The sequence below is a fragment of the Niveispirillum sp. CC-CTL257 genome (genome assembly GCF_059489915.1).
The window spans coordinates 1,752,715-1,779,163 of sequence record NZ_JCAJXE010000001.1 but is presented as its reverse complement, the minus strand read 5'-3'; the positions used below and the strand labels follow the sequence as shown (position 1 = coordinate 1,779,163).

Annotated in this window: 22 protein-coding genes and 1 tRNA gene; 18 read left to right on the top strand and 5 right to left on the bottom strand. The window is 64.2% G+C overall.

Annotated elements, in window-relative coordinates:
- Positions 1 to 43: 43 nt before the first annotated feature.
- Both ABC729_RS08505 and ABC729_RS08500 read right to left on the bottom strand, forming a co-directional pair.
- Complete coding sequence (locus tag ABC729_RS08505) at positions 44 to 1,111, bottom strand: homocysteine S-methyltransferase family protein (RefSeq protein ID WP_495607190.1); 1,068 nt, start codon at positions 1,109 to 1,111, stop codon at positions 44 to 46.
- 96 nt (positions 1,112 to 1,207) lie between these two features.
- Positions 1,208 to 3,388, bottom strand: coding sequence for an ATP-binding protein (locus tag ABC729_RS08500; RefSeq protein ID WP_495607189.1), 2,181 nt, complete (start codon positions 3,386 to 3,388; stop codon positions 1,208 to 1,210).
- 171 nt (positions 3,389 to 3,559) lie between these two features.
- Between ABC729_RS08500 and ABC729_RS08495 the strand changes: the two genes are divergently transcribed.
- The 6 genes from ABC729_RS08495 (at position 3,560) to ABC729_RS08470 (ending at position 8,571) form a co-directional block, all read left to right on the top strand.
- On the top strand, positions 3,560 to 4,090 hold the full coding sequence (locus ABC729_RS08495; protein WP_495607188.1) for a pentapeptide repeat-containing protein: 531 nt from the start codon (positions 3,560 to 3,562) through the stop codon (positions 4,088 to 4,090).
- 117 nt (positions 4,091 to 4,207) lie between these two features.
- On the top strand, positions 4,208 to 4,630 hold the full coding sequence (locus ABC729_RS08490; protein WP_495607187.1) for a hypothetical protein: 423 nt from the start codon (positions 4,208 to 4,210) through the stop codon (positions 4,628 to 4,630).
- A gap of 148 nt (positions 4,631 to 4,778) precedes the next feature.
- Positions 4,779 to 5,180: an STAS/SEC14 domain-containing protein gene (locus ABC729_RS08485; protein WP_495607186.1), complete on the top strand. Its 402-nt coding sequence runs from the start codon at positions 4,779 to 4,781 to the stop codon at positions 5,178 to 5,180.
- A gap of 76 nt (positions 5,181 to 5,256) precedes the next feature.
- Complete coding sequence (gene hisS / locus ABC729_RS08480; RefSeq protein ID WP_495607185.1) at positions 5,257 to 6,639, top strand: histidine--tRNA ligase; 1,383 nt, start codon at positions 5,257 to 5,259, stop codon at positions 6,637 to 6,639.
- 229 nt (positions 6,640 to 6,868) lie between these two features.
- Complete coding sequence (locus ABC729_RS08475; protein WP_495607184.1) at positions 6,869 to 7,639, top strand: GIN domain-containing protein; 771 nt, start codon at positions 6,869 to 6,871, stop codon at positions 7,637 to 7,639.
- 134 nt (positions 7,640 to 7,773) lie between these two features.
- The gene (locus tag ABC729_RS08470; protein WP_495607183.1) at positions 7,774 to 8,571 is read left to right on the top strand and encodes a GIN domain-containing protein; all 798 of its coding nucleotides are present in this window, start codon (positions 7,774 to 7,776) and stop codon (positions 8,569 to 8,571) included.
- Between the two features lie 96 nt (positions 8,572 to 8,667).
- Here ABC729_RS08470 and ABC729_RS08465 read toward each other — a convergent pair whose 3' ends face one another.
- Both ABC729_RS08465 and ABC729_RS08460 read right to left on the bottom strand, forming a co-directional pair.
- The gene (locus ABC729_RS08465) at positions 8,668 to 8,976 is read right to left on the bottom strand and encodes a hypothetical protein (RefSeq protein WP_495607182.1); all 309 of its coding nucleotides are present in this window, start codon (positions 8,974 to 8,976) and stop codon (positions 8,668 to 8,670) included.
- Between the two features lie 14 nt (positions 8,977 to 8,990).
- Positions 8,991 to 9,287, bottom strand: a complete 297-nt coding sequence (locus ABC729_RS08460) for a hypothetical protein (protein ID WP_495607181.1) — start codon at positions 9,285 to 9,287, stop codon at positions 8,991 to 8,993.
- 147 nt (positions 9,288 to 9,434) lie between these two features.
- Here ABC729_RS08460 and ABC729_RS08455 point away from each other — a divergent pair, with 147 nt between their 5' ends.
- Positions 9,435 to 10,412 (top strand): esterase-like activity of phytase family protein, encoded by a 978-nt coding sequence (locus ABC729_RS08455; protein WP_495607180.1) that lies wholly within the window; start codon positions 9,435 to 9,437, stop codon positions 10,410 to 10,412.
- A 7-nt stretch (positions 10,413 to 10,419) separates the two neighbouring features.
- Here ABC729_RS08455 and ABC729_RS08450 read toward each other — a convergent pair whose 3' ends face one another.
- Positions 10,420 to 12,219, bottom strand: coding sequence for a PHA/PHB synthase family protein (locus tag ABC729_RS08450; RefSeq protein WP_495607179.1), 1,800 nt, complete (start codon positions 12,217 to 12,219; stop codon positions 10,420 to 10,422).
- A gap of 169 nt (positions 12,220 to 12,388) precedes the next feature.
- On the opposite strand from ABC729_RS08450, the gene ABC729_RS08445 reads away from it, so the two are divergent.
- The 11 genes from ABC729_RS08445 (at position 12,389) to ABC729_RS08395 (ending at position 26,448) form a co-directional block, all read left to right on the top strand.
- On the top strand, positions 12,389 to 12,838 hold the full coding sequence (locus tag ABC729_RS08445) for a hypothetical protein (RefSeq protein WP_495607178.1): 450 nt from the start codon (positions 12,389 to 12,391) through the stop codon (positions 12,836 to 12,838).
- A gap of 278 nt (positions 12,839 to 13,116) precedes the next feature.
- Positions 13,117 to 14,346, top strand: coding sequence for an LL-diaminopimelate aminotransferase (locus ABC729_RS08440; protein WP_495607177.1), 1,230 nt, complete (start codon positions 13,117 to 13,119; stop codon positions 14,344 to 14,346).
- Positions 14,347 to 14,358: 12 nt separating this feature from the next.
- The gene (locus ABC729_RS08435) at positions 14,359 to 15,657 is read left to right on the top strand and encodes a homoserine dehydrogenase (protein ID WP_495607176.1); all 1,299 of its coding nucleotides are present in this window, start codon (positions 14,359 to 14,361) and stop codon (positions 15,655 to 15,657) included.
- A 106-nt stretch (positions 15,658 to 15,763) separates the two neighbouring features.
- Positions 15,764 to 16,738, top strand: coding sequence for a class II fructose-bisphosphatase (gene glpX, locus ABC729_RS08430; RefSeq protein ID WP_495608662.1), 975 nt, complete (start codon positions 15,764 to 15,766; stop codon positions 16,736 to 16,738).
- Between the two features lie 226 nt (positions 16,739 to 16,964).
- The gene (gene recJ, locus ABC729_RS08425; protein ID WP_495607175.1) at positions 16,965 to 18,764 is read left to right on the top strand and encodes a single-stranded-DNA-specific exonuclease RecJ; all 1,800 of its coding nucleotides are present in this window, start codon (positions 16,965 to 16,967) and stop codon (positions 18,762 to 18,764) included.
- Positions 18,765 to 18,939: 175 nt separating this feature from the next.
- Positions 18,940 to 20,466, top strand: coding sequence for a hypothetical protein (locus ABC729_RS08420; protein ID WP_495607174.1), 1,527 nt, complete (start codon positions 18,940 to 18,942; stop codon positions 20,464 to 20,466).
- Between the two features lie 95 nt (positions 20,467 to 20,561).
- Positions 20,562 to 20,637: transfer RNA gene (locus ABC729_RS08415), tRNA-Glu, on the top strand.
- 150 nt (positions 20,638 to 20,787) lie between these two features.
- On the top strand, positions 20,788 to 21,015 hold the full coding sequence (locus ABC729_RS08410; protein WP_495607173.1) for a hypothetical protein: 228 nt from the start codon (positions 20,788 to 20,790) through the stop codon (positions 21,013 to 21,015).
- Positions 21,016 to 21,168: 153 nt separating this feature from the next.
- On the top strand, positions 21,169 to 21,597 hold the full coding sequence (locus tag ABC729_RS08405) for a CopL family metal-binding regulatory protein (protein WP_495607172.1): 429 nt from the start codon (positions 21,169 to 21,171) through the stop codon (positions 21,595 to 21,597).
- A gap of 69 nt (positions 21,598 to 21,666) precedes the next feature.
- A complete protein-coding gene (locus ABC729_RS08400; protein ID WP_495607171.1) occupies positions 21,667 to 23,310 on the top strand; it encodes an efflux RND transporter periplasmic adaptor subunit in 1,644 nt (547 codons plus the stop codon).
- Between the two features lie 6 nt (positions 23,311 to 23,316).
- Complete coding sequence (locus ABC729_RS08395; RefSeq protein WP_495607170.1) at positions 23,317 to 26,448, top strand: efflux RND transporter permease subunit; 3,132 nt, start codon at positions 23,317 to 23,319, stop codon at positions 26,446 to 26,448.
- The last annotated feature ends 1 nt before the right edge of the window (position 26,449 follow it).

The following is a 26,449-nucleotide window of genomic DNA, read 5'->3' as shown; positions in this document are numbered from 1 at the left end:
GCTCTGTCGCTGAAAGGGAAGGGCAGGGGCGGGAAGGTATAGGTCAGAACGCGGGCATGGTGAACGGTTCCAGACCGGACAGGCGCATGGAGCGTTCCGGGTTGGCCGGTTCACGCGGCGGCAGGCCCTTCACCGATTGGGCGATGGCGCGGATATGGTCGGGCGTGGAGCCGCAGCAGCCGCCGACGATGTTCACCAAGCCATCCTTGGCCCAGCCCTGGAGGTCGGCGGCCATATGTTCGGGCTTTTCGTCATACTGCCCGAACTCGTTCGGCAGGCCGGCATTGGGATAGGCGGAGACGAAGACATCGGCGATGCGCGACAATTCCTGGATATAGGGGCGCATCAGGTCGGCACCCAGGGCGCAGTTCAGGCCGATGGAGAAGGGCTTCACATGGCGCAGGCTGTTCCAGAAAGCCTCCGTCGTCTGACCCGACAGGGTGCGACCGGAACGGTCGGTGATGGTGCCGGAAATCAGCACGGGCAGGTCCAGGCCCTTTTCCTCAAGCACTTCCTCAATCGCGAACAAGGCGGCCTTGGCGTTCAGCGTATCGAAGATGGTCTCCACCATCAGCACATCGGCCCCGCCATCGATCAGGCCCGCCGTCTGTTCCTTATAGGCCAGACGCAGTTCGTCAAAATCGACATTGCGGAAGCCGGGGTCGGTGACGACGGGGCTGATGCTGGCCGTGCGGTTGGTGGGGCCAAGGGCACCCGCGACATAGCGCGGCTGGGTCGGGTCGGCGGCCTCCGCCGCGTCGGCGGCCTGCCGGGCCAGCTTCGCCCCTTCAAAGTTCAACTCATAGGCCAGCTTCTCCATGCCGTAATCGGCGAGGCTGATGCTGGTGGAATTGAAGGTGTTGGTTTCGATGATGTCGGCACCAGCATCCAGATACTGGGCATGGATGTCATAGATGATCTTCGGCTGAGTCACCGACAGAAGGTCGTTGTTGCCCTTCACATCATGGGCCCAGTCCTTGAACCGCTCACCCCGGTAATCTTCCTCTTCCAGCTTGTGCCGCTGGATCATGGTGCCCATGGCGCCGTCGATCACCAGGATACGCTGACGTGCAATATCACGCAGCCGGGACAGCCGTTCAGCCCTGGTCATCTCAAGCCCTCCATCATCCAACAGCCGGACGCAGCAAGGCGTCCCTGGCATTGGTTTTAGCGCCGGGGCATCTCGCATGCAAACATAAAGATATCTTTATGTGATGATGGCTGACATGCCGACAGCGCCCACACGGGGGATGGCGGGGGGAGCGGTGGTTTCAGCCTCCGTCCGGGGGGTGGCGGGCAGGCGGACATGCACGCTGGTGCCGCCATCGGGCCGGTCGGTTACCGAGACGGTGCCGCCCAGGGGACCGGCCACCAGCGTATAGACCATGTGCAGGCCCAGGCCCGTGCGGCCATCGGCGCGGCCCGTCGTGGTGAAGGGCTCGAACAGGCGCGGGCGGATATCAGGATCAACGCCGATGCCATCATCCTCCACCACCAGATCGACGGAACCGTCGGTGGTCAGGCTGGCCGAGACGCGGACAATGCCGGGACGCTTGTCAGGGAAGGCATGGTCCATGCAGTTGGACAGAAGCTGGCCCAGAACCTGGGTCAGGGCGCCGCCATTGGTTTCCAGCACCAGACCCGGCTTGCTGTCCAGGACGAAACGCACATGCGGCGCGTCGGTCCGCACCTCCATCGCGGGGCGCAGCTCCATCAGCAGGTCGTGCAGGTCCAGGCGGCGGCGGGTTTCGTCCGAGCGTTCGGTGGCGATCTGCTTGAAGCTTTGCACCACGGCGGCGGTGCGCTCAACCGTGGTGGTCAGCAGGTTCGCCGCTTCCTTCACCTCCAACAGGAAGTCGGAGAGCTGCCGCCGCGTCATAGTGCCGGCGGCCATCGCCTCCTCCGCCGCTTCCACCTGCTGTGCCAGATGGGTGGCGGTGGTCAGGGCGGTGCCGACCGGGGTGTTCACCTCATGCGCGACACCGGCGACAAGGCGGCCCAGGCTGGCCAGTTTCTCCGACTGTACCAGCCGGTCCTGCGCCAGTTGCAGGCGATCGACGGTTTCCGACAGGTGCTTCGTCCGGTCGGCCACCTGATCCTCCAGCGCGCCATTGAGGGCGGCGAGACGGGCGTTGGACTGTTTGGCCTGATCCAGCATGTGGCGCAGCCGGTCGATCAGTAGCGCCGCCTGCAGGAACAGCATGAAGCAGTACCCGGCCTCCATGATGCCGGTGAAGCCGACGCGGTGGACCAGGGCCAGATTGGAAATGCCCAGCACGGTCCAGGCGATGGCCATGGGCAGGGCCAGGGGCTGCCGCTGCCGCGCCGCAGTCAGGGTGGCGACGATCAGGGTCATCATGGCCAGGATCAGGCCGATGGTGGCCGTCCAGGTCAGCAGCCAGGGGAATTGCAGGGTCCACAGGCTGGCCAACGGCACCGCCAGGATGCACAGGAAGGAGGGCCAAGCCAGCCCCCGGCGCAGGGAGCCGGGGAACAGCAGGGCAGCACTGGCGAGACAGGATAGCCAGACGAAGGGGAACATCACATTATTGAGGAAACCCAGCAGCTGCCCCGGCAGGGAATACAGCACCTCGCTGCCCAACGGTGTGTTGGAAGTCAGCTGTACCAGGGCGATGGCCACCGACATGACGGCGAAGACCAAACATTCCCGGTCACGCGGGCGCAGAACGTAAAGGATCAGGTACAGAAGGCCGATGGATAGGCAGACCGAGAGGAAGGCCGTGCGGAAGGCCAGTTCCTGCTGCCAGTCGCCATACATGCTGTCGGCATCGCCCAGCAGCAGGGCGCGTGGAATGCCACCATAGCCGCCGAAGGCCGCCACCTGCACCGTGATATCCAGCACCCCGTCGATGGGCCCGACGGCGGAGATGGCCTTCTGCCCGGCGCTGTCCGTGCTGTCGGCATCGGTCCCGACATTGCCGGCATAGATGGCGCGTTCGCCATTGACCAGGACGTTCCAGGCCACGAAGCGCTGATTATGGCGCATGGCCAGCGGCGGCGCATCCTTGGGCAGCAACACGCGCAGGTGATAGGTGCCAATGCCCTCCGCATTCAGCGGTACGCCGTTCACCCGCTGGCTGGTCCAGCGACCGGGCACCTCCAGCAGGGCCGGCACCGGGGCCGCCCCCGCCGTGATTTCCGCCGGGGATACCAGCCGGTCGCGCCAGAACTGCCAGTCGCCCTCCAGGAAGATCTGCCCGTCCTTACGGAAGTCCCAGCCGCGCAGGTCCAGCACGCCATCCGCGGCCAGCGGTCGTTGCGTCAGGGCGGCGGACAGACCGACCCACAGGGATGAAAGGATCAATGTCGCGACAAGAGGCGCCCAGAACCAGCGCATCATACCGGAATGGCCCAAATAACGCCGCACGGCCATATTTCCGCACTATCCCACAATAGAAGTTTCCCTGGAGTGACTTTGCGACAGTCGCAGCCATGTTGCAATCCGCGCAAACGCCATATCCACCCCCTGTTTGCAGAAAAGAGATCATTTTCAGGGCCGGCGGTTGCGCCGGCGGGGGGCGATCCTTATTTTCATGACATGAAAGACCTTCCCTCATCGTTTGTTGCAAATATTGCTAATCTGAAACGTGTCGTCGGCCTGCTGATCATCATGGTCATCGGGGCGGGGCATGCCATAGCCGCCTGTACCGATGCGGCTGCCGACAATGTCAATTGGCGACGCTGTTACATGGATGGGCGTGACCTGAAGGGTGTGTCGCTGGGTCAGGCGATGCTGCGCGAGGCGACGTTCCAGCGCAGTGATCTGTCGGATGCAAAGCTGTCAGGGGCGGATGCCTATCGCGCCAAGTTTCTGTCGGCCCGCATGGCGCGGACGGTGATGGACGACACGCGCCTGATTGAGGCGGACCTGACCCGCGCCGATCTGTCGGGTGCCAGCCTGAAGGGGGCCGATCTGCGCAATGCCAAGCTGGTGGGTGCGGTCATGAAGGGGGCCGATCTGACGGGTGCGCGGCTGGAAGGGGCAGACCTGCGCAATGCCGACCTGACGGGTGCCCGCTGGGCCGATGGGCGGGTCTGTGGCGATGGGTCGGTTGGGCAATGTCATTGATTATCGCTGTGTGATACGTCACGGCAGCGATGCACCAATCATGTTAAGGCTCACATTGAAAAATGCCTCAGGTTCGGCAATGTTCGGGCCGCCCCACGGGACAGCGGGATTGCATTGATGTTTTCAGTCGGCTTTCGTGCAGGATTTATTACTGTCTCAAGACAGGATGATGTCATCTCCCTGCTGGTCACGGGGGAGGCTGTGCCGACGGATGTCGACTTGGCCGTCGAGATCGGGCACGAGGCAGGCCTTTATCATGAAGGGCGGGGCGTTCTGATCGACCTGCATCGGTTTTTCGGTGTTGTCGATTGGGATGTTGTTCGCCGTATGGGGCGGCATGCCCCCTGGGTGCATGATCAGGGCGTGAAACTGGCCTATGTCCTGCGGGAAGAGGGAATGGCCCTGATGGCGGTGGCCGCCTGTTATTATCCGCAGGCCCAGCATCGGGCATTCCCGGATGAAGATATGGCGCGGCAGTGGTTGCAGGATGGGCGGCCTATCCGGCCGCCCCTCGGGCCGGTCGTTGATATCGCGGCGTGATGTTGACGCAACCCCTTATGAAGGGTTTGCGGAAGGCCGAAACGGATTTCGAGAATAATCGTATAAATTATCTTCGCCACCATTGACGGAATGAGTGGTGGAAGCCATAGTGCGCGCCGCTTTCCTGGTTAGGTGGATTGCCGGCCCCATGTTTTCCGTTGGTCACCGATCCGGCTTTATTTCCATCGCGTTAAGCGAGGGTTTTCTTTGTTTCCATCTGGCGGGTGATGTGATGCCAGCGGACATAGAAATGGCCATGGAACTGGCCGTAGAGGATGGGCTGCTGCGGCCCGACAACCGTGTGCTGGTGGATATCCGCCGGTTCACGGGGTCCGTTGACTGGGGCATGATCCGCGACCTGCGCCGACATGCACCCTGGACCCTGACGAACCGGCAAAGCGTGCGCTGCGCCTATCTTCTGCCCGACAATTACCCGCGTTTCCTGATCATCCTGGCCAGTTTCTATCCGGGTGCCAAGCATCGCGCCTTCAAGGATGAGGCATCGGCCCTGCGCTGGCTGGCCCAGGGACCGGCAAGCGCCTGCGCGTGAGGATGTTCGGGCATGGCGCCCCTGCCGCCGATGAGGCTGGCGGGCGACGCGGCTGACCGGTAAAAGGCTGGACAGATTGTTGAAATTCCGTCCGGAACAGACCGACATGGCCCTGATCACCCCCCGTACCCCCGCCGGCACCATGGAACTGCTGCCGCGCCGGCAGATCACTTTTCAGCGCATGCTGGACACGATCCGCCGCAATTATGAACGGTTCGGCTTCATCCCCCTGGAGACGCCGGTGTTCGAGGTGGCCGATGTGCTGCTGTCCAAATCGGGCGGGGAGACGGAAAAGCAGGTCTATTTCGTGCAGTCGACGGGCGCCATTGAACAGGGGCACAAGCCCGATCTGGCCATGCGCTTCGACCTGACGGTGCCGACCGCCCGCTATGTCGCGCAATATGAACGCGAGTTGGCCTTTCCCTTCCGCCGCTATCAGATGCAGCGCGTCTATCGCGGCGAGCGGGCGCAGAAGGGCCGGTATCGCGAATTCTATCAGTGCGACATTGATGTGATCGGCAAGGACAGCCTGCCCGTCGCCTATGACGCGGAAATGCCCGCCGTCATCTATTCCGTGTTCACGGAACTGAATGTCGGGCCGTTCCAGATCAACTTCAATAATCGCAAGATCCTGCTGGGCATGTTCGAGGCGCTGGGCGTCACTGATCCCGGCATCCGCATCCTGGTGCTGCGGCAGGTGGACAAGCTGGACAAGCTGTCACGTGAAGAAGTTCTGAACCTGCTGACGGGGGAAGGGATCGGCCTGTCCCCTGATCAGGCGGCCAGCGTGCTGGACATGATCGGGTTCAGCGGATCGTCGGCGGATACGCTGGCGCATCTGGACCGGTTGGGTCTGGACAATGATCTGTTCAAGGAAGGCGTCGAGGAACTGCGCCAGGTGGTGGCCGCCCTGATCGCGTTCGGCGTGCCGGAGACGCATTGGCGTATCAATCTCGCCATTGCCCGTGGCCTGGATTACTACACCGGCACCGTCTATGAGACGTTCCTGACCGACCACCGGTCGCTGGGTTCCGTCTGCTCCGGCGGGCGGTATGAGAATCTGGCCGGGCTTTACACCAAGTCGAAGCTGCCGGGTGTCGGCATCTCCATCGGTTTGACGCGCCTGTTCTATGCGCTGGAACAGGCGGGGATCGTCCAGGATGGCGATAGCTGCGTGCAGGTACTGGTGACACAGTTCGATCAGGCCCTGCTGACCGATTATCTCTCCATCGGTGCCGCCCTGCGGGCCGGTGGGGTGAATACGGAGATTTATCTGTCTCCTGATAAGCCGGCCAAGCAGTTCAAATATGCCGACAAGGCCGGCATCCGGTACGCGGTCATCATGGGCAGCGACGAGAAGGCCAAGGGCGAGGTGCTGGTGAAGGACATGGTGGCCGGCACGCAGGAGGCTGTGAAGGTCGAGGAACTGGTGGGGTGGTTTAAGGATGATCTGGTGTGATCTGTAGCGCGGATTAGCGAAGCGTAATCCGCGGGCCCACATTGGGGGCGGGGTTCCACGGATTACGGCTTCGCCTAATCCGCGCTACGGATGATGATTTTCGCCACTTTGTCGTCGTATTCTCTATCACTCCGCCAGCCGCCCCACGCATTTCCGCCCTTTTTCGGCTTGGCACGGGCGTTGCTGTAGTGAGGTCAGAACCAACCGATCCTATCGGAGCCTGACCATCATGTCGCTGAAAGCCGCCCTGTTCGCCACCGCCCTGACCTTGACCGCGCTGCCGGCGCTGGCCTTTGGCCCGCAGGATTATGCTGCCCGCGAGGTCACGCTGGACGATATTGTCGGGCAGGTGCAGGTGAAGGTCGATAGCGGCGCGTCCAAGGTGACCGCCGCCGTGACCGGCCCCGACCGCTGGGTGCAGCTGGTCGAAGTGAAGATGCAGGGTGACGATCTGGTCATCCATCAGAAGGACAGCCCGCGTGAGCGCCGCTGGCGCGACAAGGATGACTGGATCACCGTTACCCTGACCGTTCCCGCCGGCACCAAGCTGGAGATTGACGGGTTCACGGGGGAGGGCACGGTCGGCGATCTGCGCGGTGCCCTGTCCGTGGATGGCATGAATTCCGGTAAGCTGAGTGTGGGCCGGGTGTCCACCGCCAGCATCGGCATCGACGGGTCGGGCGATGTGAAGCTGGGCGATGTCGACCGCGACATCGAGATCGAGATCAATGGCAGCGGTTCCGTCGCCACGGGCCGCACCAGCGGCAAGGCGGCCCTGTCCATCAACGGGTCGGGCGAGATCACCCTGGCCCATGCCAATGGCGCCATCAATGCCGAGATCAACGGGTCTGGCGATATCCGTATCCAGTCCGGCGTGGCCGATCCGCTGGCCGTGGAGATCAATGGCTCGGGTTCGCTGCTGCTGGACGGCGTCGCCCGCAACCAGAGCATCGACCAGTCCGGTTCCGGCAATGTCCGGGTGACCGGTCGGAGCAGTTAAGTTCGCCCTCAAGCGCCGGGCCTGCCCGGTATCGGTCGGTCTTAAATTCGATATGCCGTTCCATCCCGCCGCCATCGGTGGCGGGAAACGGGGAAGTTCTGCCCGCAAACCTGGGCCGTGGGGGGCCGTTGATCATGCGTAAATCTGCTTCCATCCTTCTTGCCAGCATCGCATTCGTGGCCCTGACGGGGGCGGCCCAGGCCGAGAATTCAGGGCCGATGCGGTTCGATGGATCGTCCCTGACCGTCCGCGATGTGGTGGGCGAGGTGAGGGTGAATGTCGATCCGTCGGCCAAGGGCATGACAGTGACCATTGATGCCGAACCCGAGGAATTCCCCCTGCTGTCGGCGCGAGCCGGCGATGGCGGCGTGGTTGTCGCCCGGTCAAAGCCGATCGACAAGCAGGGCCACCGGAACTGGAAAATCGAGGATGGCGACGTAATCATCACCATCACCATTCCCAAGGGTGGCGCCATCCGTATCGACGATATGATCGGCAAGCTGGAAGTGGGAGATCTGGATGGCCCGCTGACCGCCGACATCCGCGCCGCCGCCGATCTGAAAACCGGTCGGTTGAGCCAGGCCCGCATTGATGTGGCGGGGGCCGCCGGCATCCATACCGGCGATATCGCCGGCAAACTGGACCTGAACATCGCCGGAGCGGGCGATATTGATATCGGCACCGTGCGACAGGGCGCAGATATCAGGATCGCCGGGTTCGGTAATGTTGATGTCGCCGGCGTCAATGGCCCCGTCTCCGTGAGGGTCAGCGGCGTCGGCGATGTCGATCTCAATGACGGCAAGGTCGATCTGCTGGACGTGTCCGTGTCCGGCCTCGGCTCTGTCAGTTTCAATGGCGAGGCCAAGGACCGGCGCATCAGCTCTTCCGGGCTGGCCAGCGTCAAGGTCAATGGCAAAAAGATTTCTGGATAGGACCGACCAGCCTGTCCAGAACAGCAACAGCCGGATGTCGGGGGACATCCGGCTGTTGTTTTTTGGGTCTATCCAAGTTGCCTTGGTGGTCGGCTTTCAGCTGAACAGGCGCGCGAAGAAGCCTTTGGGCTTTTCGGCGGCTTTTCCGGCCTGCTTGGGCGCGTTGTAGGGTTTGCCCAGCACATATTCGGTGCGGAACCGTTCAAAATCTTCCTTGCGGCCGAACTTGAACAGGACCTTCAGCACATTGCTGCGCAGGCCGGTATCGACGCTCATCTCTTCCTGCATGCCCAGGAATTCCAGGGCCCAGAGACCTTTGATATTGGCGCTGATCCAGTCTTCCGCCTTGTCCATATCGCCACGATTCTTGAACTTCATCGTGGTCTCGAAATTATAGCCGCTCATGCCATCGACCCTTTTCAGCCGAACAGGTGGGACAGCACGACAAGCACGACGATGCCGCCGATCAGCGACAGTACGGGGTTGTTGCGCACGAATTCATTCAACGGCTCCAGAAAGGCCGGGGTGCCGGGCGGTGCCGAGGCGCTGGCCGGGCCGGCGGCAGCGGGGGCCGGTTCCGGGTCGCGCGGCGGCGGCAGGGCGGCACCGGCCCCGGCGATCCGGTCCTCCAGCGCTGCCAGTCTTGCTTCGATCCGGTCCAGGCGGGAGGTTTCCGCCGCAGGATCGGGTTGCAGGGTCAGTTCACTGTCACTCATCGCGCCAACCGCCTGTGATTGTCATACTGTTGCCATGGCATTGAACAGGATAAACGTTTCGCATCCGCGATAGGAAGGGGGGATGACATACCCCCATCCGATGGAGATACGCCCGTCGCCCCCGCTTCCCCTGAACGGAGTAGTTGAATGCCGCGCCCCCTTCTGCGTCTGCCCGCCGCCCTGTTCCTGGCGCTGACACTGGCTGGCTGTGCCATCGGTCAGGACGGGCCGCCCAGCGTGCCGGTGGCCCTGCTGGAGGAAGCGACGGCACCCCTGCGGGCGGGGGAGCTGGTCTGGCGCGGGACCCTGCATCTGCGTGATGCGAATCCAGATTTCGGCGGCCTGTCGTCGCTGCGCGTCAGCCCGGATGGCAGCCAGTTCGTGGCGATCAGCGACCGGGGCAAGCGTGTTGCGGGGCGGTTATCCTATGGCCCGTCGGGGGAGTTGGTCGCGGCGGGGGATTACAGCATTGATCCGCTGCTGGGCAGCGACGGACAGGGGTTGCCGGGTTTCTTCAACGATACCGAAGGGTTGGCCCTGATCGGGGTCTGGCCGGGGGATGGCTGGGCCGTGTCGATGGAGCGTCGGCATTCCATCCTGCGCTATCCGCCGGCCCTGGCGGGATCGGCGGCGGTGGAACTGCCGGTGCCGGACGGGTTCGCGGGCCTGCCGTTCAATTCAGGGATTGAGACGCTGCTGTCGCTGCCCGATGGCCGCCTGCTGGCCATTGCCGAGGATGGGGACGGGGAGGGACGGCACAAAGCCTGGATCGGCGTGCCGGGGGCGTGGGGTGAATTCAGCTATCAGGCGCTGTCGCCCTTCCTGCCGGTCGATGCCGCACGGTTGCCCGATGGCGGCATCCTGGTGCTGGAGCGCCGGGTCGGCCTGCTGGGTGGCTGGGGCAGCCGCATCGTGCGGGTCGAAGCCAAGGACCTGACGCCGGGTGGCGTGGTGGAGGGGCAGGAGATCGCCCGGTTGCAGCCACCCATGGCGACAGAGAATTATGAAGGGATCGACACGCGACCCCTGCCGGGCGGCGGGGTCGCGGTCTATCTGGTGTCTGACAATAATTTCAAGCCGGTCATTCAACGGACATTGTTGACCATGTTTGAGTGGCGCCCGTGAGGGTGGATCACTCCACCACCCGCACCTTTACATAGGAGCCGGGGGCCGGCTCGATCGGCTTCAATTTGCCATCGCCGGGTTGCCGTGCCGGGACCTTGGGGCCGGCATATTTCTGCACCCACTTGGCATATTCCGGCCACCAGCTGCCCTCCACCTGTTTGGCACCGGCCAGCCACTGTTCGGGGTCCTTGGGCAGCTTGGTGTTCAGGAAGTGGCTGTATTTATTGGCCGATGGCGGGTTGACGACGCCGGCGATATGGCCGGATGCGGCCAGCACGAACTTCACCGGGCCGCCATAAAGCTGGGTGGCGGCATAAGTCGACTTCCAGGGCGTGATGTGATCCTCACGCGTGGACAGCATGAAGGTCGGGATCTTGATCTTGCCCAGATCAATCTCCACGCCCTTCAGGGTCAGGGCGCAGGGCTTCACCAGCAGGTTCCGCTGATACATGTTGCGCAGATAGAAACTGTGCATGGCGGCGGGCATGCGGGTGGCGTCGGAGTTCCAGTACAGAAGGTCGAACGGGAACGGGTCCTTGCCCAGCAGGTAGTTATTCACCACGAACGACCAGATCAGGTCGTTGGCGCGCAGCATGTTGAAGGTGGTCGCCATGGACTGCCCATTCAGGTAGCCCTGGCTGTTCATCTTCTCTTCCAGCGCCGCCAGCTGTTCCTCATCAATGAAGACGGACAGTTCACCGGGCTCGGTGAAATCGGTCAGGGTGACGAGATAGAGCACACTCTTCACCCGGTCGTCGCCCTTTTCCGCCATATAGGCCAGGGTTGAGGCCGTCAGCGTCCCGCCGATGCAGTAGCCGACCATGTTGATCTCACGCTCCCCCGTCGCCTGTTCGATGGCGTCGATGGCGGCGAGCGGGCCGGCGGTCATGTAATCTTCCCAGGTCTTGGTCGCCAGATGTTCATCCGGGTTGACCCAGGAGACGATGAACACCGTATGCCCCTGATCACACAGCCATTTCACCAGCGAATTGGCGGGGCGCAGGTCCAGGATGTAGAACTTGTTGATCCAGGGCGGCACGATCAGCAGCGGGCGCTTATGCTGCTGCTCCGTCGTCGGGTTATACTGGATCAGCTGCATCAACTCGTTCTGATAGACGACCTGACCGGGTGTGGCGGCGATGTTCTTGCCCACCTCGAACTTTTTATAGTCGGTCATGGAGATGGCGAGCTGGCCCTTGCCGCGCTCCAGATCGCCCAGCAGGTTCTCCAGCCCCTTCACCAGATTCTCACCACCCGATTCCATGGTGGCGCGCAACACCTCGGGATTGGTCATCACGAAATTGCTGGGGGCCATCGCGTCCACGAACTGGCGCGTATAGAAATCCACCTTCTTGGCCGTCTTGTCGTCCATGCCCTCCACCTCTTTCACGGTGGATTGCAGCCAGCGGGCCGTCAGCAGGTAGGACTGCTTGATATAGTCGAACAGGGCGTTTTCATCCCAGGCGCTGTCCTTGAAGCGCTTATCCTCCTTGGCTGGCGCCACCACGGGGGCGGCTTCCTGGCCCAGAAGGCGCTGGGTCGTGCGCTGCCACAGGGACATGTAATCCTGCCACAGCGACATCTGCGCCTGCATCAGCTTGGCCGGATCGGCCATCAGGCGGGCCGTCATTTCCATGAAGGCGGCACCGATATGCATCATGCTCTGGGAAGCCGACGCGTCGCCGCCATTCTGCCGTTGCAGGAAATCCGACACCAGCCGCTGGCTCTGTTCGGCGATGCGCGCCATGTTGCGCGACATTTCGACCGGATCGGGGATCTTGATCTCGGGGCTTTGCGGCTCGGCCATGCTGAATTCCTTGACGACACGTTTCCCAGGCACGGGGACATTGCCGATTCTGCATCACCCCGGGGTGGGGCCGTCGGCTTTGTCCAGGATCGGTCCCGCATGCCAGCCTGTCCGATGGCGGTATGGCGGGCGGGTTGCCGTCCCGCTTTTTTTCATACACGATCCGCCCATGATTTTCACCGCCGCATACGTATCGCCCCGACATCTTCGCCTTGCAGCCCTTCTGGCCCTGCTGGGCCTGTCGGCCTGCGCCCAGGTGCCCGTGCCCGACATCGTGTTTGATGATGGCCCGGCCCCTGCGAAACCGTCGGAAATCACCGATGCCGACCCTGTGAAGGCCCTGACCGGTGCCCGGCCCATCCGCCGCGCCGACCCGACCTTGAAGGGCAAGGCCAATCTGGGTTCCGTGCCGGCCCGGCCGGAGGAATTCTCCAACCCCATTGAACGCCAGGCCCTGATCGACCGGTTGCAGGCCGACCGTGCCGAGGGGGAGGCGGCGGGCAACGCGCTGCGCGCCCGGTCCACCGATCCGCGTGGTCGGCCGGAAGATGTGCCCGACGTGCCCGATGCACCGCCGCCGGTGCCGCAGGCATTGCCGAGGGTGCCGGAGGGGAGTTAGCAGGCACCAACTGCCTCCCCGGCGAAGGCCGGGGCCCAGGGGCCGCAGGCTCACAGTCGCCGCAGCGGTGATGAACGCTGCCGATAGGTCGGGCGCTTGGCCCCTGGGTCCCGGCCTTCGCCGGGAAGGCGAGGTGTGATGGTGAACTTCATAATCCCCCGCCATCCCGCCCGCTCATGGCAGATTGGCGTGGCTTCCGCGCAAAATCATGTCGCGGGGGGCTGTTGCGGTGCGCTACATATTTCGCCCCTTTCATTTTCAACCCGGTGCCCAGGTCCATGAGCGACACTGAATTCCACCGCATCAAGCGGCTTCCGCCCTACGTCTTCGCTGAAGTGAATGCGATGAAGGCGCGAGCTAGGGCCGCCGCGGAGGACATCATCGATCTCGGCATGGGTAACCCGGACCAGCCGACGCCGCCGCATATCGTGGCGAAGATGATCGAGGCGGTCCAGAACCCCAAGACCCACCGCTATAGCCAGAGCCGCGGCATTCCCGGCCTGCGCAAGGCGATCAGCGCCTATTACAAGCGCCGCTTCGATGTCGATATCGACCCCGAGACGGAGGCGATCGTCACTATCGGTTCCAAGGAAGGCTTGGCCAATCTGGCGCAGGCCATCACCAGCCCCGGCGACGTGATCCTGGTGCCGAATCCGTCTTACCCGATCCATCCGTTCGGCTTCATGCTGGCCGGGGCCGCTCTGCGCCACATTCCCGTGAATAACGGCCTGGATGATTTCGTGCCGGCCCTGGAACGCGCCATCCGGCATTCGGTGCCCAAGCCCACGGCCCTGATCGTCAGCTTCCCCGCCAACCCCACGGGGCAGACGGTGACGCTGGATTTCTATCGGCCCATCGTGGATCTGTGCCTGAAGCACGGCATCTATATCCTGTCCGACATCGCCTATGCCGAGATCTATTTCGACGGCAATCCGCCGCCGTCGGTGTTGCAGATCCCGGAAGCGCGCGACATCACCGTGGAATTCAACAGCCTGTCCAAGACCTACAACATGCCCGGCTGGCGTGTCGGTTTTGGCGTGGGTTCCAAGAAGCTGGTCGGCGCGCTGGCTAAGTTCAAATCCTATGTGGATTACGGCGCCTTCACGCCCATTCAGGTGGCGGCCACCGCCGCCTTGAACGGGCCGCAGGATTGCGTGCTGGAGATCCGCGAGATGTACAAGCAGCGACGCGACGTGCTGATCGAAGGGCTGCATCAGGCCGGTTGGATGGTGCCGTCGCCCACCGCCTCCATGTTCGTCTGGGCCGAAATCCCCGAGCCGTTCAAGCATTTGAGCAGCCTGGAATTCGCCAAGGTCCTGATGCAGGAGGCCAAGGTCGCCGTCAGCCCCGGCATCGGGTTTGGCGAATATGGCGACACGCATGTGCGGTTCGGGTTGGTGGAAAACACCCAGCGCATCCGGCAGGCGACGCGCAACATCAAGATTTTCCTGGACAAGGCGCGCAAGGTCAACGCGCCCATCACGTCCGAACCCGGCATTGTCGACTGAGGATCAATTCTGATGGTTGATGGCAAAGTCTTGCGTATTGGCGTCGCTGGCTTGGGCACGGTCGGCGGCGGGGTTCTGAAGCTGGTATCGGCCAATGCCGATCTGCTGTCCAAGCGGACGGGCCGCCCCATTCAGGTGGTGGCCGTTTCCGCCCGCGACCGCAGCCGCGACCGTGGCGTCGATCTGTCCAATGTCCGCTGGTATGAGAATGCGGCCGATCTGGCCGTTGATCCTGATGTGGATGTGTTCGTCGAACTGATCGGCGGGTCCGACGGTATCGCCCGCCAAGCGGTGGAAGCGGCGCTGGCCGCCGGCAAGCATGTGGTGACGGCCAACAAGGCGCTGCTGGCCCATCACGGTGCTTCATTGGCCGCCAAGGCCGAGTCTGCCGGCCTGACCCTGGCGTTCGAGGCGGCGGTGGCCGGCGGCATTCCCGCCATCAAGGGCCTGCGCGAAGGGTTGGCGGCCAACAATATCCGTGAAGTCCACGGCATCCTGAACGGCACCTGCAATTACATCCTGACCGAAATGCGGACCACGGGCCGCGATTTCGCCGATGTTCTGGCCGATGCCCAGCGCCTGGGCTATGCCGAGGCGGACCCGTCCTTTGACGTGGATGGCGTTGACGCCGCGCATAAGCTGGCGGTCCTGACCGCTGTGGCCTTTGGCGCGCATGTCGATTTCAAGTCGGTGCATATCGAGGGCATCCGCCACGTCTCCGCCCTCGACATCAACTATGCCCAGGAACTGGGCTACCGCATCCGCCTGCTGGGCATTGCCCGGCGCACCCCGGATGGCATCGAACAGCGCGTGCATCCCTGCATGGTGCCGATCACCAGCCCCTGCGGTGCCACCGATGGCGTGTTTAACGCCGTCGTGGCTGATGGCGATTTCGTGGACAAGGTGGTGCTGGTGGGGCGTGGTGCTGGTGCCGGCCCGACCGCGTCCGCCGTTGTCGCCGATCTGGTGGATATCGCCCGTGGCCGTTCCACGCCGACCTTTGGCGTGCCGGCGGGTGAGCTGGAGCCGGCCAAGGCCGCGCCGTTGAGCCGCCGTCGCGGTCGCTATTATGTCCGCCTGATGGTGGTCGATCGTCCCGGCGTGATTGCCGAGATCGCCGCCACCTTGCGCGACCAGAATGTCTCCATGGAGGCCTTCCTGCAGCGCGGGCGGGCACCGGGCGAGGCGGTGCCGGTCGTCTGGACCACCCACGACACGGACGAGGCCGCCATGCAGCAGGCGCTCGCCACCATCGCGTCGTTGGACAGTGTTCTGGAACCGCCGCGCATGATCCGCATCGAGGATTTCTGATACACACTCAACCCAGGAACGGCGCAATCAACAAGACGCCGATCTCAGCCATAGGGGAACGATAATGAGTGAGAAGAGCAATCCGAAGGGCGATTTCTCCCTGGTGATGGATCGCAATCTGGCGCTGGAAGTCGTCCGCGTCACCGAGGCGGCGGCCCTGTCGGCCTCGCTGCTGATGGGCCGTGGCGACGAAAAGGCCGCCGACCAGGCCGCCGTGGACGCGATGCGCAAGGCCCTGAACAGCCTGTCCATCGACGGAACCGTCGTGATCGGCGAGGGTGAGCGCGACGAAGCCCCGATGCTCTATATCGGGGAAAAGGTCGGCACCGGCAACGGCCCCAAGATCGACATCGCCCTGGACCCGCTGGAAGGCACGACCATCTGCGCCAAGGGCGGCCCCAACGCCCTGGCCGTCATTGCGATGGCGGAGGCCGGTGGCTTCCTGAACGCGCCCGACGTCTATATGGAAAAGATCGCGGTGGGCGGTGGCCTGCCGGGTGGCGTGGTTGATCTGGATGAGAAGGTCGAGACCAACCTGCGCAACCTCGCCCTGGCCAAGGGTGCGGACGTGTCGGAGCTGGTGGTCTGCATCCTGGACCGTCCGCGCCATGCCGAACTGATCGCCCGCGTGCGCGAGGCGGGTGCCCGCATCATGCTGATCGGCGATGGTGACGTGTCGGGCGTGATCGCCACGGCCCAGCCCAATGCCGGCATCGACCTGTATATGGGGTCGGGCGGTGCGCCGGAGGGGGTTTTGGCCGCTGCCGCCCTGCGCTGCATCGGCGGGCAGTTCCAGGGCCGTCTGATTTTCCGCAACGATGCCGAGCGGGAGCGCGCCAAGCGCTGGGGCGTCACCGATCTGGACAAGAAGTACAGCCTGTACGATCTGGCCCGGGGCGACGTGATGTTCTGCGCCACCGGCGTGACCACCGGCCCCATGCTGGGCGGCGTGCGTCGCTTCCCCGGCGGGGCCATCACCCATTCCGTGGTGATGCGGTCCAAGTCGGGCACGGTGCGGTACGTTGAGGCGCACCACAATCTGCGCACCAAGACCAGCATGATCCCGGAAGCGAAGCGGTAAATCTGCTTCCCAGGGTCGAGCGTACTTTTAGCGTACTTTTATTGTCATCCCCGCGAAAGCGGGGACCCAGCGTAAGCGGCGTCTGCCGCGATACGAGTCATATCGGCGCTGACCGCGCCTTATGCTGGGTCCCCGCTTTCGCGGGGATGACGATTTTTGGGCATTGCGGCGTGATTGCTCTCTATTCTTTCCTGACCTCCCCTCGCATTACCCCACGGGTATCCCCATGACCAACCCCGCCTTCCTTGGCGTTGAAAGCTCGCTCACCGGCCGCCGCTGGAAGGCGCGCAACAGCGATGACCGGCTGGCCCTGACCTTGGCGCAGGCGCATGGGTTACCGGAGCTGGTGGGGCGGTTGCTGGCCGGGCGTGGGGTGGGGGTGGAGGAGGTGGAGCGGTTCCTATCGCCCACCTTGCGCGCCTTCATGCCCGACCCTTCGGTGCTGCGCGACATGGACAAGGCCGCCGACCGTGTGGCCCGCGCCATCCGCGATGGGGAGAAGGTAGCGGTCTTTGGCGATTATGATGTGGATGGAGCGACCTCCACCGCCCTGCTGAACCGGTTCTTCCGGGCTGTGGGGCGGCAATTGCGCGTCTATATCCCTGACCGGATCGAGGAAGGGTATGGGCCAAACCTGCCAGCCCTCCTGAAGCTGAAGGAAGAAGGCATCGATCTGGTCGTCACCGTCGATTGCGGGGTGACCAGTTTCGATCCGCTGCACGGGGCCGTGGCCGCCGGGTTGGAAGTGGTGGTGGTGGACCATCACAAGGCCGAACCGCGCCTGCCCGAGGTGACGGCGGTGGTGAACCCCAACCGCATGGATGAACCGGCGGGCGGGCCGCTTTCGACATTGGCCGCCGTGGGGGTTACTTTCCTGCTGATCGTGGCGGTCAACCGGCTGCTGCGCGGCAGTGGGTTCTATGGCAATGGGCGCAGTGAGCCGGACCTGATGTCCTGGCTGGATATCGTGGCGTTAGGCACTGTCTGTGACGTGGTGCCACTTGTCGGGCTGAACCGGGCCTTCGTGGCGCAGGGGCTGCGCGTCATGGGCAAGCGGGCCAATATAGGCATCTCAGCGCTGGCCGATGTGGCGGGCGTGAACGAGGCGATGGATGCCTATCACGCTGGATATATTATCGGGCCGCGCGTGAATGCCGGCGGACGGGTGGGCCGGGCCGATCTGGGCACGCGGCTGCTGGCCACGGAGTCGCCGGCGGAGGCCGCCGATCTGGCCAAGGAACTGCACGCGTTTAACGCTGAACGCCGGGCCATTGAGGCTTCGGTGCTGGAAGATGCCATCGCCCTGATGGAAACCAGCGTGGATGACAGTCCCGAACTGGTCCTGGCCGTGGGGGAGGGGTGGCATCCAGGCGTCATCGGTATCGTCGCGTCGCGCCTGAAGGACCGGTTCAACCGCCCGGCCTGTGTGGTGGCGCTGGACGGTATGGTGGGCAAGGCATCGGGCCGGTCGGTGCGCGGTGTGGACCTGGGATCAGCCATCATTGCGGCACGTCAGGCAGGCCTGCTGGTGGCCGGCGGCGGGCACGCCATGGCGGCAGGCTTTACAGTGGAGCGGGAAAAGATCGACGACCTCCGCACCTTCCTGCGCGAACGGATTGCCCGGCAGCTGGAGGATACAGGCCCGCTGGTGCCGTCTTTGTCGCTGGATGGTGCCCTGTCGGTGCGCGGGGCCAATACTGAGCTGATGCGCCATCTGGAACGGCTGGCCCCCTATGGCACTGGCAATTCCGAACCGCGCTTCGCCGTCACCGACGCCCGCATCGTGAAGGCCGATGTCGTGGGCGGGGAGGGCAAGCATGTGCGCTGCATCCTGACAGGCAGCGACGGCAGCCGTTTGAAATCAATCGCCTTCCGCGCCATGGACAGCGATCTGGGTCCCGCTTTGCTGCAAAGCGGTGGGCGGCCCCTGCATCTGGCGGGCACTTTGCGGCCCGACCGTTGGAACGGTAATGACGGGGTACAGTTGTTGATTGATGATGCAGCGGTTTCCGGCAACGCCGGGTAAAGGAAACCTGAGTGTCTATTCATTCAATCGCCATCGGTCTTTAACAAATTATTGCCAATTCGTTAAAGACAGCTATCGCCGCATAGCATATAGTCGCCCATCGCCCAGTTGCCGCTTGCATGATCACTGCCGGGGCAGGGCGGTCGCGTTGGTTTTGTGCGGGGCGATCGGGGTCATGAATGTACGCGCGGCGGGGGTGCCGGCCGAAAGGCCGGATACGGGCAAGATGAAGGAAACCACGGTCACACCGCCCGAGCCCACTTCTGCCGTGTCCAAGCTTCAGGCCCATTTCGAACAGCTGGATGAGAATTCGCTGCTGCGCGTGGCGCGCGCGGTGGAACTGGCCCGGGCCGCCGAACGCCGTGACCCGACCGACGAACAGATCCTGGAGACGCTGCGCCCACGCCTGCGCAATCTGCGCCCGGCCCGCGTGCCGACCTTCCAGCGCGCCATCTGCGTGGCGCTGGAGATTTTCCTTTATGACGGCGACCTGCATGAGGAAAAGCGTAAGGGTGCGCTGGCCCGGCAGGTGCTGAACCCCTGGTGGCGGGTGCTGCTGGCCTCCCCGCACCGGGCCGCGCTGGCGGCGCTGGAGGGGGAGTATGGCAAGGCCGTGCGCGAACAGCGCTGGGCCGACCTGCCCGCCATCGCCGACCGGGGCGTGATCGCGGCGGCCGATGCGACCAACACCCTTCTGGCCGAGGCGCAGAAATCCTATGGGCGGCGGGGGGAGCTGTCCTCCATGCTGGGCGGGGACCGCGCGCTGGAGGATATGCGGGAGATCGGGGTGCTGCTGGGCCTGCACAGCCAGCTGACCCCGGCGCTGGAGCGGGTGCGCCGCATGGCCGGGGTGGAAGGCGCGGGCCGTATCGCCGACTTCACCCCCGCTTCCGTGGTGGCGGCGCGCACCGCCTATATGAACATCCATGATCGGGGTGCCGATCTGGTTGAGTATTTCTTCTTCGGGCTGATGACGCTGCTGATGCAGCCTTTCCAGGCGCTGCGTCTGGTCCGCATGCTGTCGCAGGATCTGAGCCATGTGTCCGGCAACCATCCGGCCCGCCTGATCCCGGCCCGCCTGTTCTCCGACCTGACCCGCACCCTGTCGGAGATCGGCAAGGCGTCGGCGGGGCCGGTGATGGCGCGGCGCGTTTGGCTTTTGACCTGCGCGCGGCTGGTGTCGGATGCGCAGCTGATGATCAAAAGCTTGGCGGAAGAGGTTCAGGTTGAGCCGAATCCGGAATGGCAGAAGCTGCTGACCGAGGCGCGGGGCCGGGTGATGCAGGCCGTGGATACGTTCCTGATGGCCGCCATCCAGGATGCGGTCGTGGTGCTACCGGTCAAGCCGTTGCAGGAGAAGAAGGGCGTGGAGGTCCGGCTTGAACCCGACATGGCCCATGTCCCGACCGAGGAGGAGGTGGGCATCGCCCAGGCCGCCACGGTTCTGTTCACGGCGGTCAAGAAGCTGATGGAACAGGAAGGCCAGGACCGGTTGATGCGGTCCAAGGAGGCCGATCTGGAACAGCGGCTGGAGATCGGGATCAATTTCCGCGTCGAGTATCTGCGCGCCCGGCCGAAGCATATGGTGGCCATCGCCCATCTGCGCGGGGTGCAGAAGGTGTTGAAGGGCCTGCCCTCGTTCAACATTATCCGCGATCTGGAATATCGTGTCGAACGGACCCTGGACCGTTATAAGAATTGATCGAAGTCGGGTCCGGCATGGGCGTTATGCAAGAAAGTGAAAAAAAGTGCTTGAACAGCCCGGCGGGTCCGGCTAATTAACCGCCCACCGACGACGTCCCCATCGTCTAGAGGCCTAGGACACCAGCCTTTCACGTTGGTAACACGGGTTCGAATCCCGTTGGGGACGCCACCTTCCAAGACACGAGTTCTTGGTTTCCGGTGGCGGTGCCGGATGGATGACTTGAGCACCATTTGGCGGATACGGAAAAAGCCCCGCGCCGAAAGGCCGGGGCTTTTTCGTTGCCAAACCAGCATCAGCTTTTTCAACAAGGGATTGATCATGCGTTCTTTGGAAGGACAGCGCAGCGACAACCGGCCCCTGAAGCGCAACGATGACGAAAAGCGCCGGGCCCTGTTGCAGCTGGAAGCGGCCTATGCCGCGCTCGGTCCGAAGCCGACGCCGGGCCTGAAGGAAACCATGGCGGAGCGTATCCGCGCGCTGAAGGCCGAAATCGCCGACGGTGCGAACAAGCCGCCCCGCCGCGAACGTGATCGCGACCGGGGCTGAACAACAGCAACCCAGAAGAAGGGCGGGCATCGCAGCAGGCGGTTCCCGCCCTTTTTTCATGACGGCATGAAACACTGTTATAGGCCGCTGATTGGCCTTGCGTGTGCCGCCGCCTGATACCATGTTGGGATGGTTGCTTCCAAAGGCAGGGCCATGCGCCGTATCGCATCATTCTGGACAGGGTTGCTGAAGGCTGGTGCGGTGGCACTGGTCCTGGCCCTGTTCGGCTTTGCGACGGCATCGGCGCATGAGAATCATGACGGTCACGCCAAGGCGTCGGCCCATCAGCATCACGAGATGGCGGCGCAGACCGATTGCCACGAACAGCAGGGCGTGCAGCAGGCCGCCGCCAGCCCCCATGACCATGCCCACAAACATGGGCAGGGCATGGCAGATGATTGCTGCAAGGATGCCTGCACCTGTGGCTGTGCGGCCAGCTGTGCCGCCCATGTCGGGACAGGCTTGCCGGTGGTGACGGCCCTGACCTTGCCGGTGCCGGCGGGCCTGCTGCTGCCGGGCCGGGCGATTGATCCGGCGGGTCTGACCACGCCGCCCGACCCACGACCGCCGCTGACCATCTGACACGCCCCCGCTGCACCCGCGCGCTCGCGCCGCCGGTGCCTGTTCTGCGTTGTCAGATGGAATCATCCCATGAAAATCCTGTCGCGCCTGTTGCTGGCGGCGGCTTTGTTCCCGGCCCCGGCCCTGGCCGTATCCGCCCATGAAGGGCATGACCATGGCGCCGCCGATGCCGCCGCCACCCCGGCCCCGTCTCCCACCGCTGTCCCGACGCTGGAAACAGATGGTGGGGATGTGCAGCTGGTCGCCCTGTTGCAGGGCGGGAACATCACCCTGTTCATTGACCGTCTGGCCGATAACAGCCCCGTGACGGGGGCCGCCGTCACCATGTCCGCCGATGGCGGTACGCCGGTTACCGTGCCGGCGGCGCCCGATGGCACCTACCGCGCGCTGGCCCCCTGGGCCAAACCGGGCGAGCATGCCCTGAACTTCACCGTCACGGGTGATGGAGTGGCCGACCTTCTGGTCGGCACCCTGACGGTACCGGCGGCGGCCCCGGTCGCGGCGGCATCCACCGGCTGGGGTGCGATCCTATGGGCGGCGGGCGCGCTGATCGCGGGCATGGTGCTGGGGGCGGGGCTGTTGTCGCTGCGGTCGCGCCGTGCCGTGCCGGTCCTGCTGCTGCTGCTGGCCGTGGCCCTGCCGACGGAGCGGGTGCTGGCCCATGAAGGCCATGATCATGGTGCGCCGGCACCGGAGCCGGTGGCGGGCAACACTCCCCGCCGCCTGCCCGATGGCGGCCTGTTCGTGCCCAAGGCAACGCAGCGCCTGCTGTCCATCCGTACCCAGGAACTCACCAGCGGTGAGGTATCGCCCACGGTCACGCTGACGGGCCGGGTGATCAATGACCCTAACCGGTCGGGCCGGGTTCAGGCACCGCAATCGGGCCGCTTGATGCCGCCCGATGGTGGCTTCCCCCTGCCCGGCACCCTGGTGAAGGCGGGGCAGGTGCTGGGCTATGTCGAGCTGGTGCTGCGGGCCGAGGATGGCAGCGGCATTTCCCAGCAGCTGGCAGCATTAGATAAGGATATCCGGTTGGCGCAGCAGCAATGGAACCGTCTGTCCAACCTGAAAGGGGCCGTGGCGCAGGCGGAGATTGATGACGCACGCGCCACCCTGGACGGCTTGCTGCGCGAACGGGAGGCCATGGCCCGTGCGGTGGCAAAGCGCGTGCCCCTGACATCCCCCATCGATGGGGTGATCAGCAGCAGCAACGCCGTGCCCGGCCTGATGATCGAGGATCGCGACATCACCATCGTGTTCGAGGTGACGGAACCGGGCGCCGTCATGGTGGAGGCTCTGTCCTTTGACGGGCCTTTGCCGGATGGGGCGATGGTCACGGCGAAGGTTGGTACCACGACGGTGACAATGACGCTGGTGGGGCAGGGGGTGGCCCCGGTGCCGGGGGCAACGCGCCTGCTGCTGCACGCCCAGGATGGCGGCTGGGGCGGGGCGGTGCCGGTGGTCGGCACTATGCTGACCCTGTCGCGGCCTGCCGGTACGCCCGTGGCGGGGCTGCTGGTGCCCCGTGACGCCTTGGTGCGTGGGTCGGACGGGTTGCCGGCGGTGCTGATCCATGAGACGGCCCAGCGCTTCACGCCGCGCACCGTGCGGGTGGAGCCGGCGGGGGCCGATGCGGTGCGCCTGCTGGCCGGAGTGGAGGAAGGTGCGCGCGTCGTGGTGCGCGGTGCCACTCTTCTGAACCAGATCCGATAGGGGGCGATGATGTTTAACGCAATCGTCTCCACCGCGCTCCGCAACCGGCTGATGGTGTTGGTCGCAGCGTTACTGCTGACGCTTTATGGCGCGTTCACGCTGGGTCATCTGTCGGTGGATGTGTTCCCCGACCTGAACCGGCCCACCATCACCTTGATGACCGAAAGCCCCGGCATGGCCCCGGAGGAGGTGGAACGGCTGGTCAGCTTCCCCATCGAAACCGCCATGAATGGCATGCCGGGGGTGGAACGGGTCCGATCCACATCTTCCGCCGGTCTGTCGGTGGTGACGGTGGAGTTCGGCTGGGGCACCGAGATCTATCGCAACCGGCAGCAGGTGACGGAACGCCTGTCGCTGCTGACCGGGCAGTTGCCGCCCGGCGTGGTGCCCCATATGGGCCCCATCTCCTCCATTATGGGAGAGATCATGCTGGTGGCCCTGACCCCGGCGCAGGGAGCCGCCATCGACCCGATGCAGTTACGCGATGTTGGTGATTGGACCCTGCGGCCCCGTATCCTGTCCATCCAAGGTGTGTCGCAGGTCATTCCCATGGGCGGTGAGGTGCGGCAGTTCCGGGTGGCCCCCGATACAGGCCGCATGGCCTTGCTGGGCGTTAACCTGGAACAGGTGCGCACAGCCCTTTCTGACTATGGTGCCAATGTCGGCGGCGGCATCGTGGAACGGCGGGGCGAGGAGCTTCTGGTGCGCGGCATCGGTCGGACCAGCCGGCTGGATGATTTGCGCAAGCTACCCGTGGCTGCTACCGATGGGGCCACCATCGTTTTGGGTGATGTGGCGGATGTTGACCATGCGGCCCGTCCGCGCCGGGGCGATGCTGGCCTGAACGCCGCCACCGCCGTGCTGATCTCTGTGCAGAAACAGCCGGATGCCGATACGCTGACCGTCACCCGCGCCGTGGAACGGGCCTTGGCGGAGCTGACCTCCGGGTTGCCGCAGGGGGTGGCGGCCCCGGTCGTGGTCTTCCGTCAGGCCGATTTCATTGAGAACAGCGTCGATAATGTCGAACGCGTGTTGGTGGAGGCCGGGATCGTCGTTGCCGTCATCCTGTTCCTGTTCTTAGGTAATTTCCGCACGACCATCATCAGCCTGACGGCCATTCCCATCTCGCTGCTGGTCGCCGTGCTGGTGTTCAAGGCGCTGGGCCTGACCATCAACACCATGACGCTGGGCGGGCTTGCCATCGCCATTGGTGAGTTGGTCGATGATGCCGTGGTGGATGTGGAGAATATCTTCCGCCGCCTGCGGGAGAATGCGCTGCGTCCCGAACCGCTGCCCGTCCTGTCCATCGTGCTGTCGGCCAGTACGGAGGTGCGGTCGGGCATTGTCTATGCCACGGCCATCATCGTCCTGGTCTTTGTGCCGCTGTTCGCCCTGTCGGGGATTGAGGGGCGTTTGTTTGCGCCGTTGGGCATTGCGTACATCGTGTCGATCCTGGCCAGTCTGGTCACGGCCATCACGGTCACGCCGGTGCTGTGTTACTACCTGCTGCCGAAACTGGCGGACAGCGTGGAACATGATGGCTGGCTGGTCCGTAAACTGAAGGCGGGCAATGATCGGCTGCTGGACTGGGCCTTTGCTCACCGGTCGCTGGTCATGGGAAGCGTGGCGGGTGCCGTGCTGGTGGCACTGGTTGCGGTGCCCTTCCTGCCGCGCGCCTTTCTGCCGGATTTCAACGAAGGCACCCTGACCATCAGCATGGCGATGCAACCCGGCATCTCTCTGGAGCAATCATCAGAGGTTGGGCGCATGGCCGAACGGTTGATCGCCCAGGTGCCAGAGGTGACCGCCGTCGCCCGCCGTACCGGTCGGGCCGAACTGGACGAACATGCCATGGGGGTGCATGCATCGGAGATTGACGCCCATCTGAAGCCGTCGGACCGGCCCAAGGCCGATATCCTGGCCGATGTGCGTGCCCGCCTGTCCAGCCTGCCCGTGACGGTGAATATCGGGCAGCCGATTTCCCACCGTCTGGACCATATGCTGTCAGGTGTGCGCGCCCAGTTGGCCGTAAAGCTCTATGGCGACGACATGGTCGCGCTGCGGGCGCTTGCCGGCGGGTTGCAGCAGAAGCTGTCCACGGTTCCCGGTCTTGTCGATTTGCAGATCGAAAAGCAGGTCCTGATCCCGCAATTGCGCGTCGATGTTGATCCCGACCGGGCGCGCGCGCATGGCATCACCCCGTCCGCCATTCTTTCCGCGGTGCAGACCCTGTCCAGCGGTGAGGTGGTAACGGAGATCATCGAGGGCGACCGCCGCCACGACCTTGTCCTGCGCCTGAAGGATGAGGCGCGGGATCCGGCGACGCTGGGCCGCGTGCTGATCGACACACCGTTAGGCCCCGTGCCCCTGTCACAGCTGGCAGAGGTGAGCGAGGGCGATGGCCCGAATGAGGTGATGCGGGAGAATGGTCAGCGGCGTCTGGCCCTGCTGGGCAATGGCGATGGCAAGCGCGACATGGCGGCCATTGTGGCCGATATTCGCGCCGTCCTGGATGCCACGCCCATGCCTGCCGGCACGCATGCCAGCCTGGAAGGCACTTTCCAGGCGCAGGAACAGGCGGCCCGCACCATTGCCGCCCTGTCGGTGGTCTCCTTCGCCCTGATCTTCCTGGTGCTGTACAGCCGCTACCGTGCCGCCGTGCCGGTATTGATCATCATGGGGACGGTGCCCATGGCCCTGGTCGGGTCGGTGGCGGCCTTGTGGCTGGCGGGTTTGCCGCTGTCTGTGGCCAGCATGGTGGGCTTTATCACGCTGGCTGGCATCTCCACCCGCAACGGCATCCTGAAAATCAGCCACTACATCAATCTCTGCCGGATCGAAGGGGAGGTGTTCGGCCCCGCCATGATCCGGCGTGGCAGCCGGGAACGGTTGGTGCCCGTGCTGATGACGGCCTTGTCGGCGGGTCTGGCGCTGGTTCCCCTGCTTGTGGGGGCCGATGCGCCGGGCAAGGAAATCCTGCACCCCGTCGCCGTCACCATCTTTGGCGGGCTGATCAGCGCCACTGTGCTGGACACTGTTCTGACCCCGCTTCTGTTCGCCCGCTTTGGTGGCCCGGCCGTGCAACGGCTGCTGACCACCAGCCCATCCACGCCCGGCCAGGTTGCCGAGGCCTTTTAAG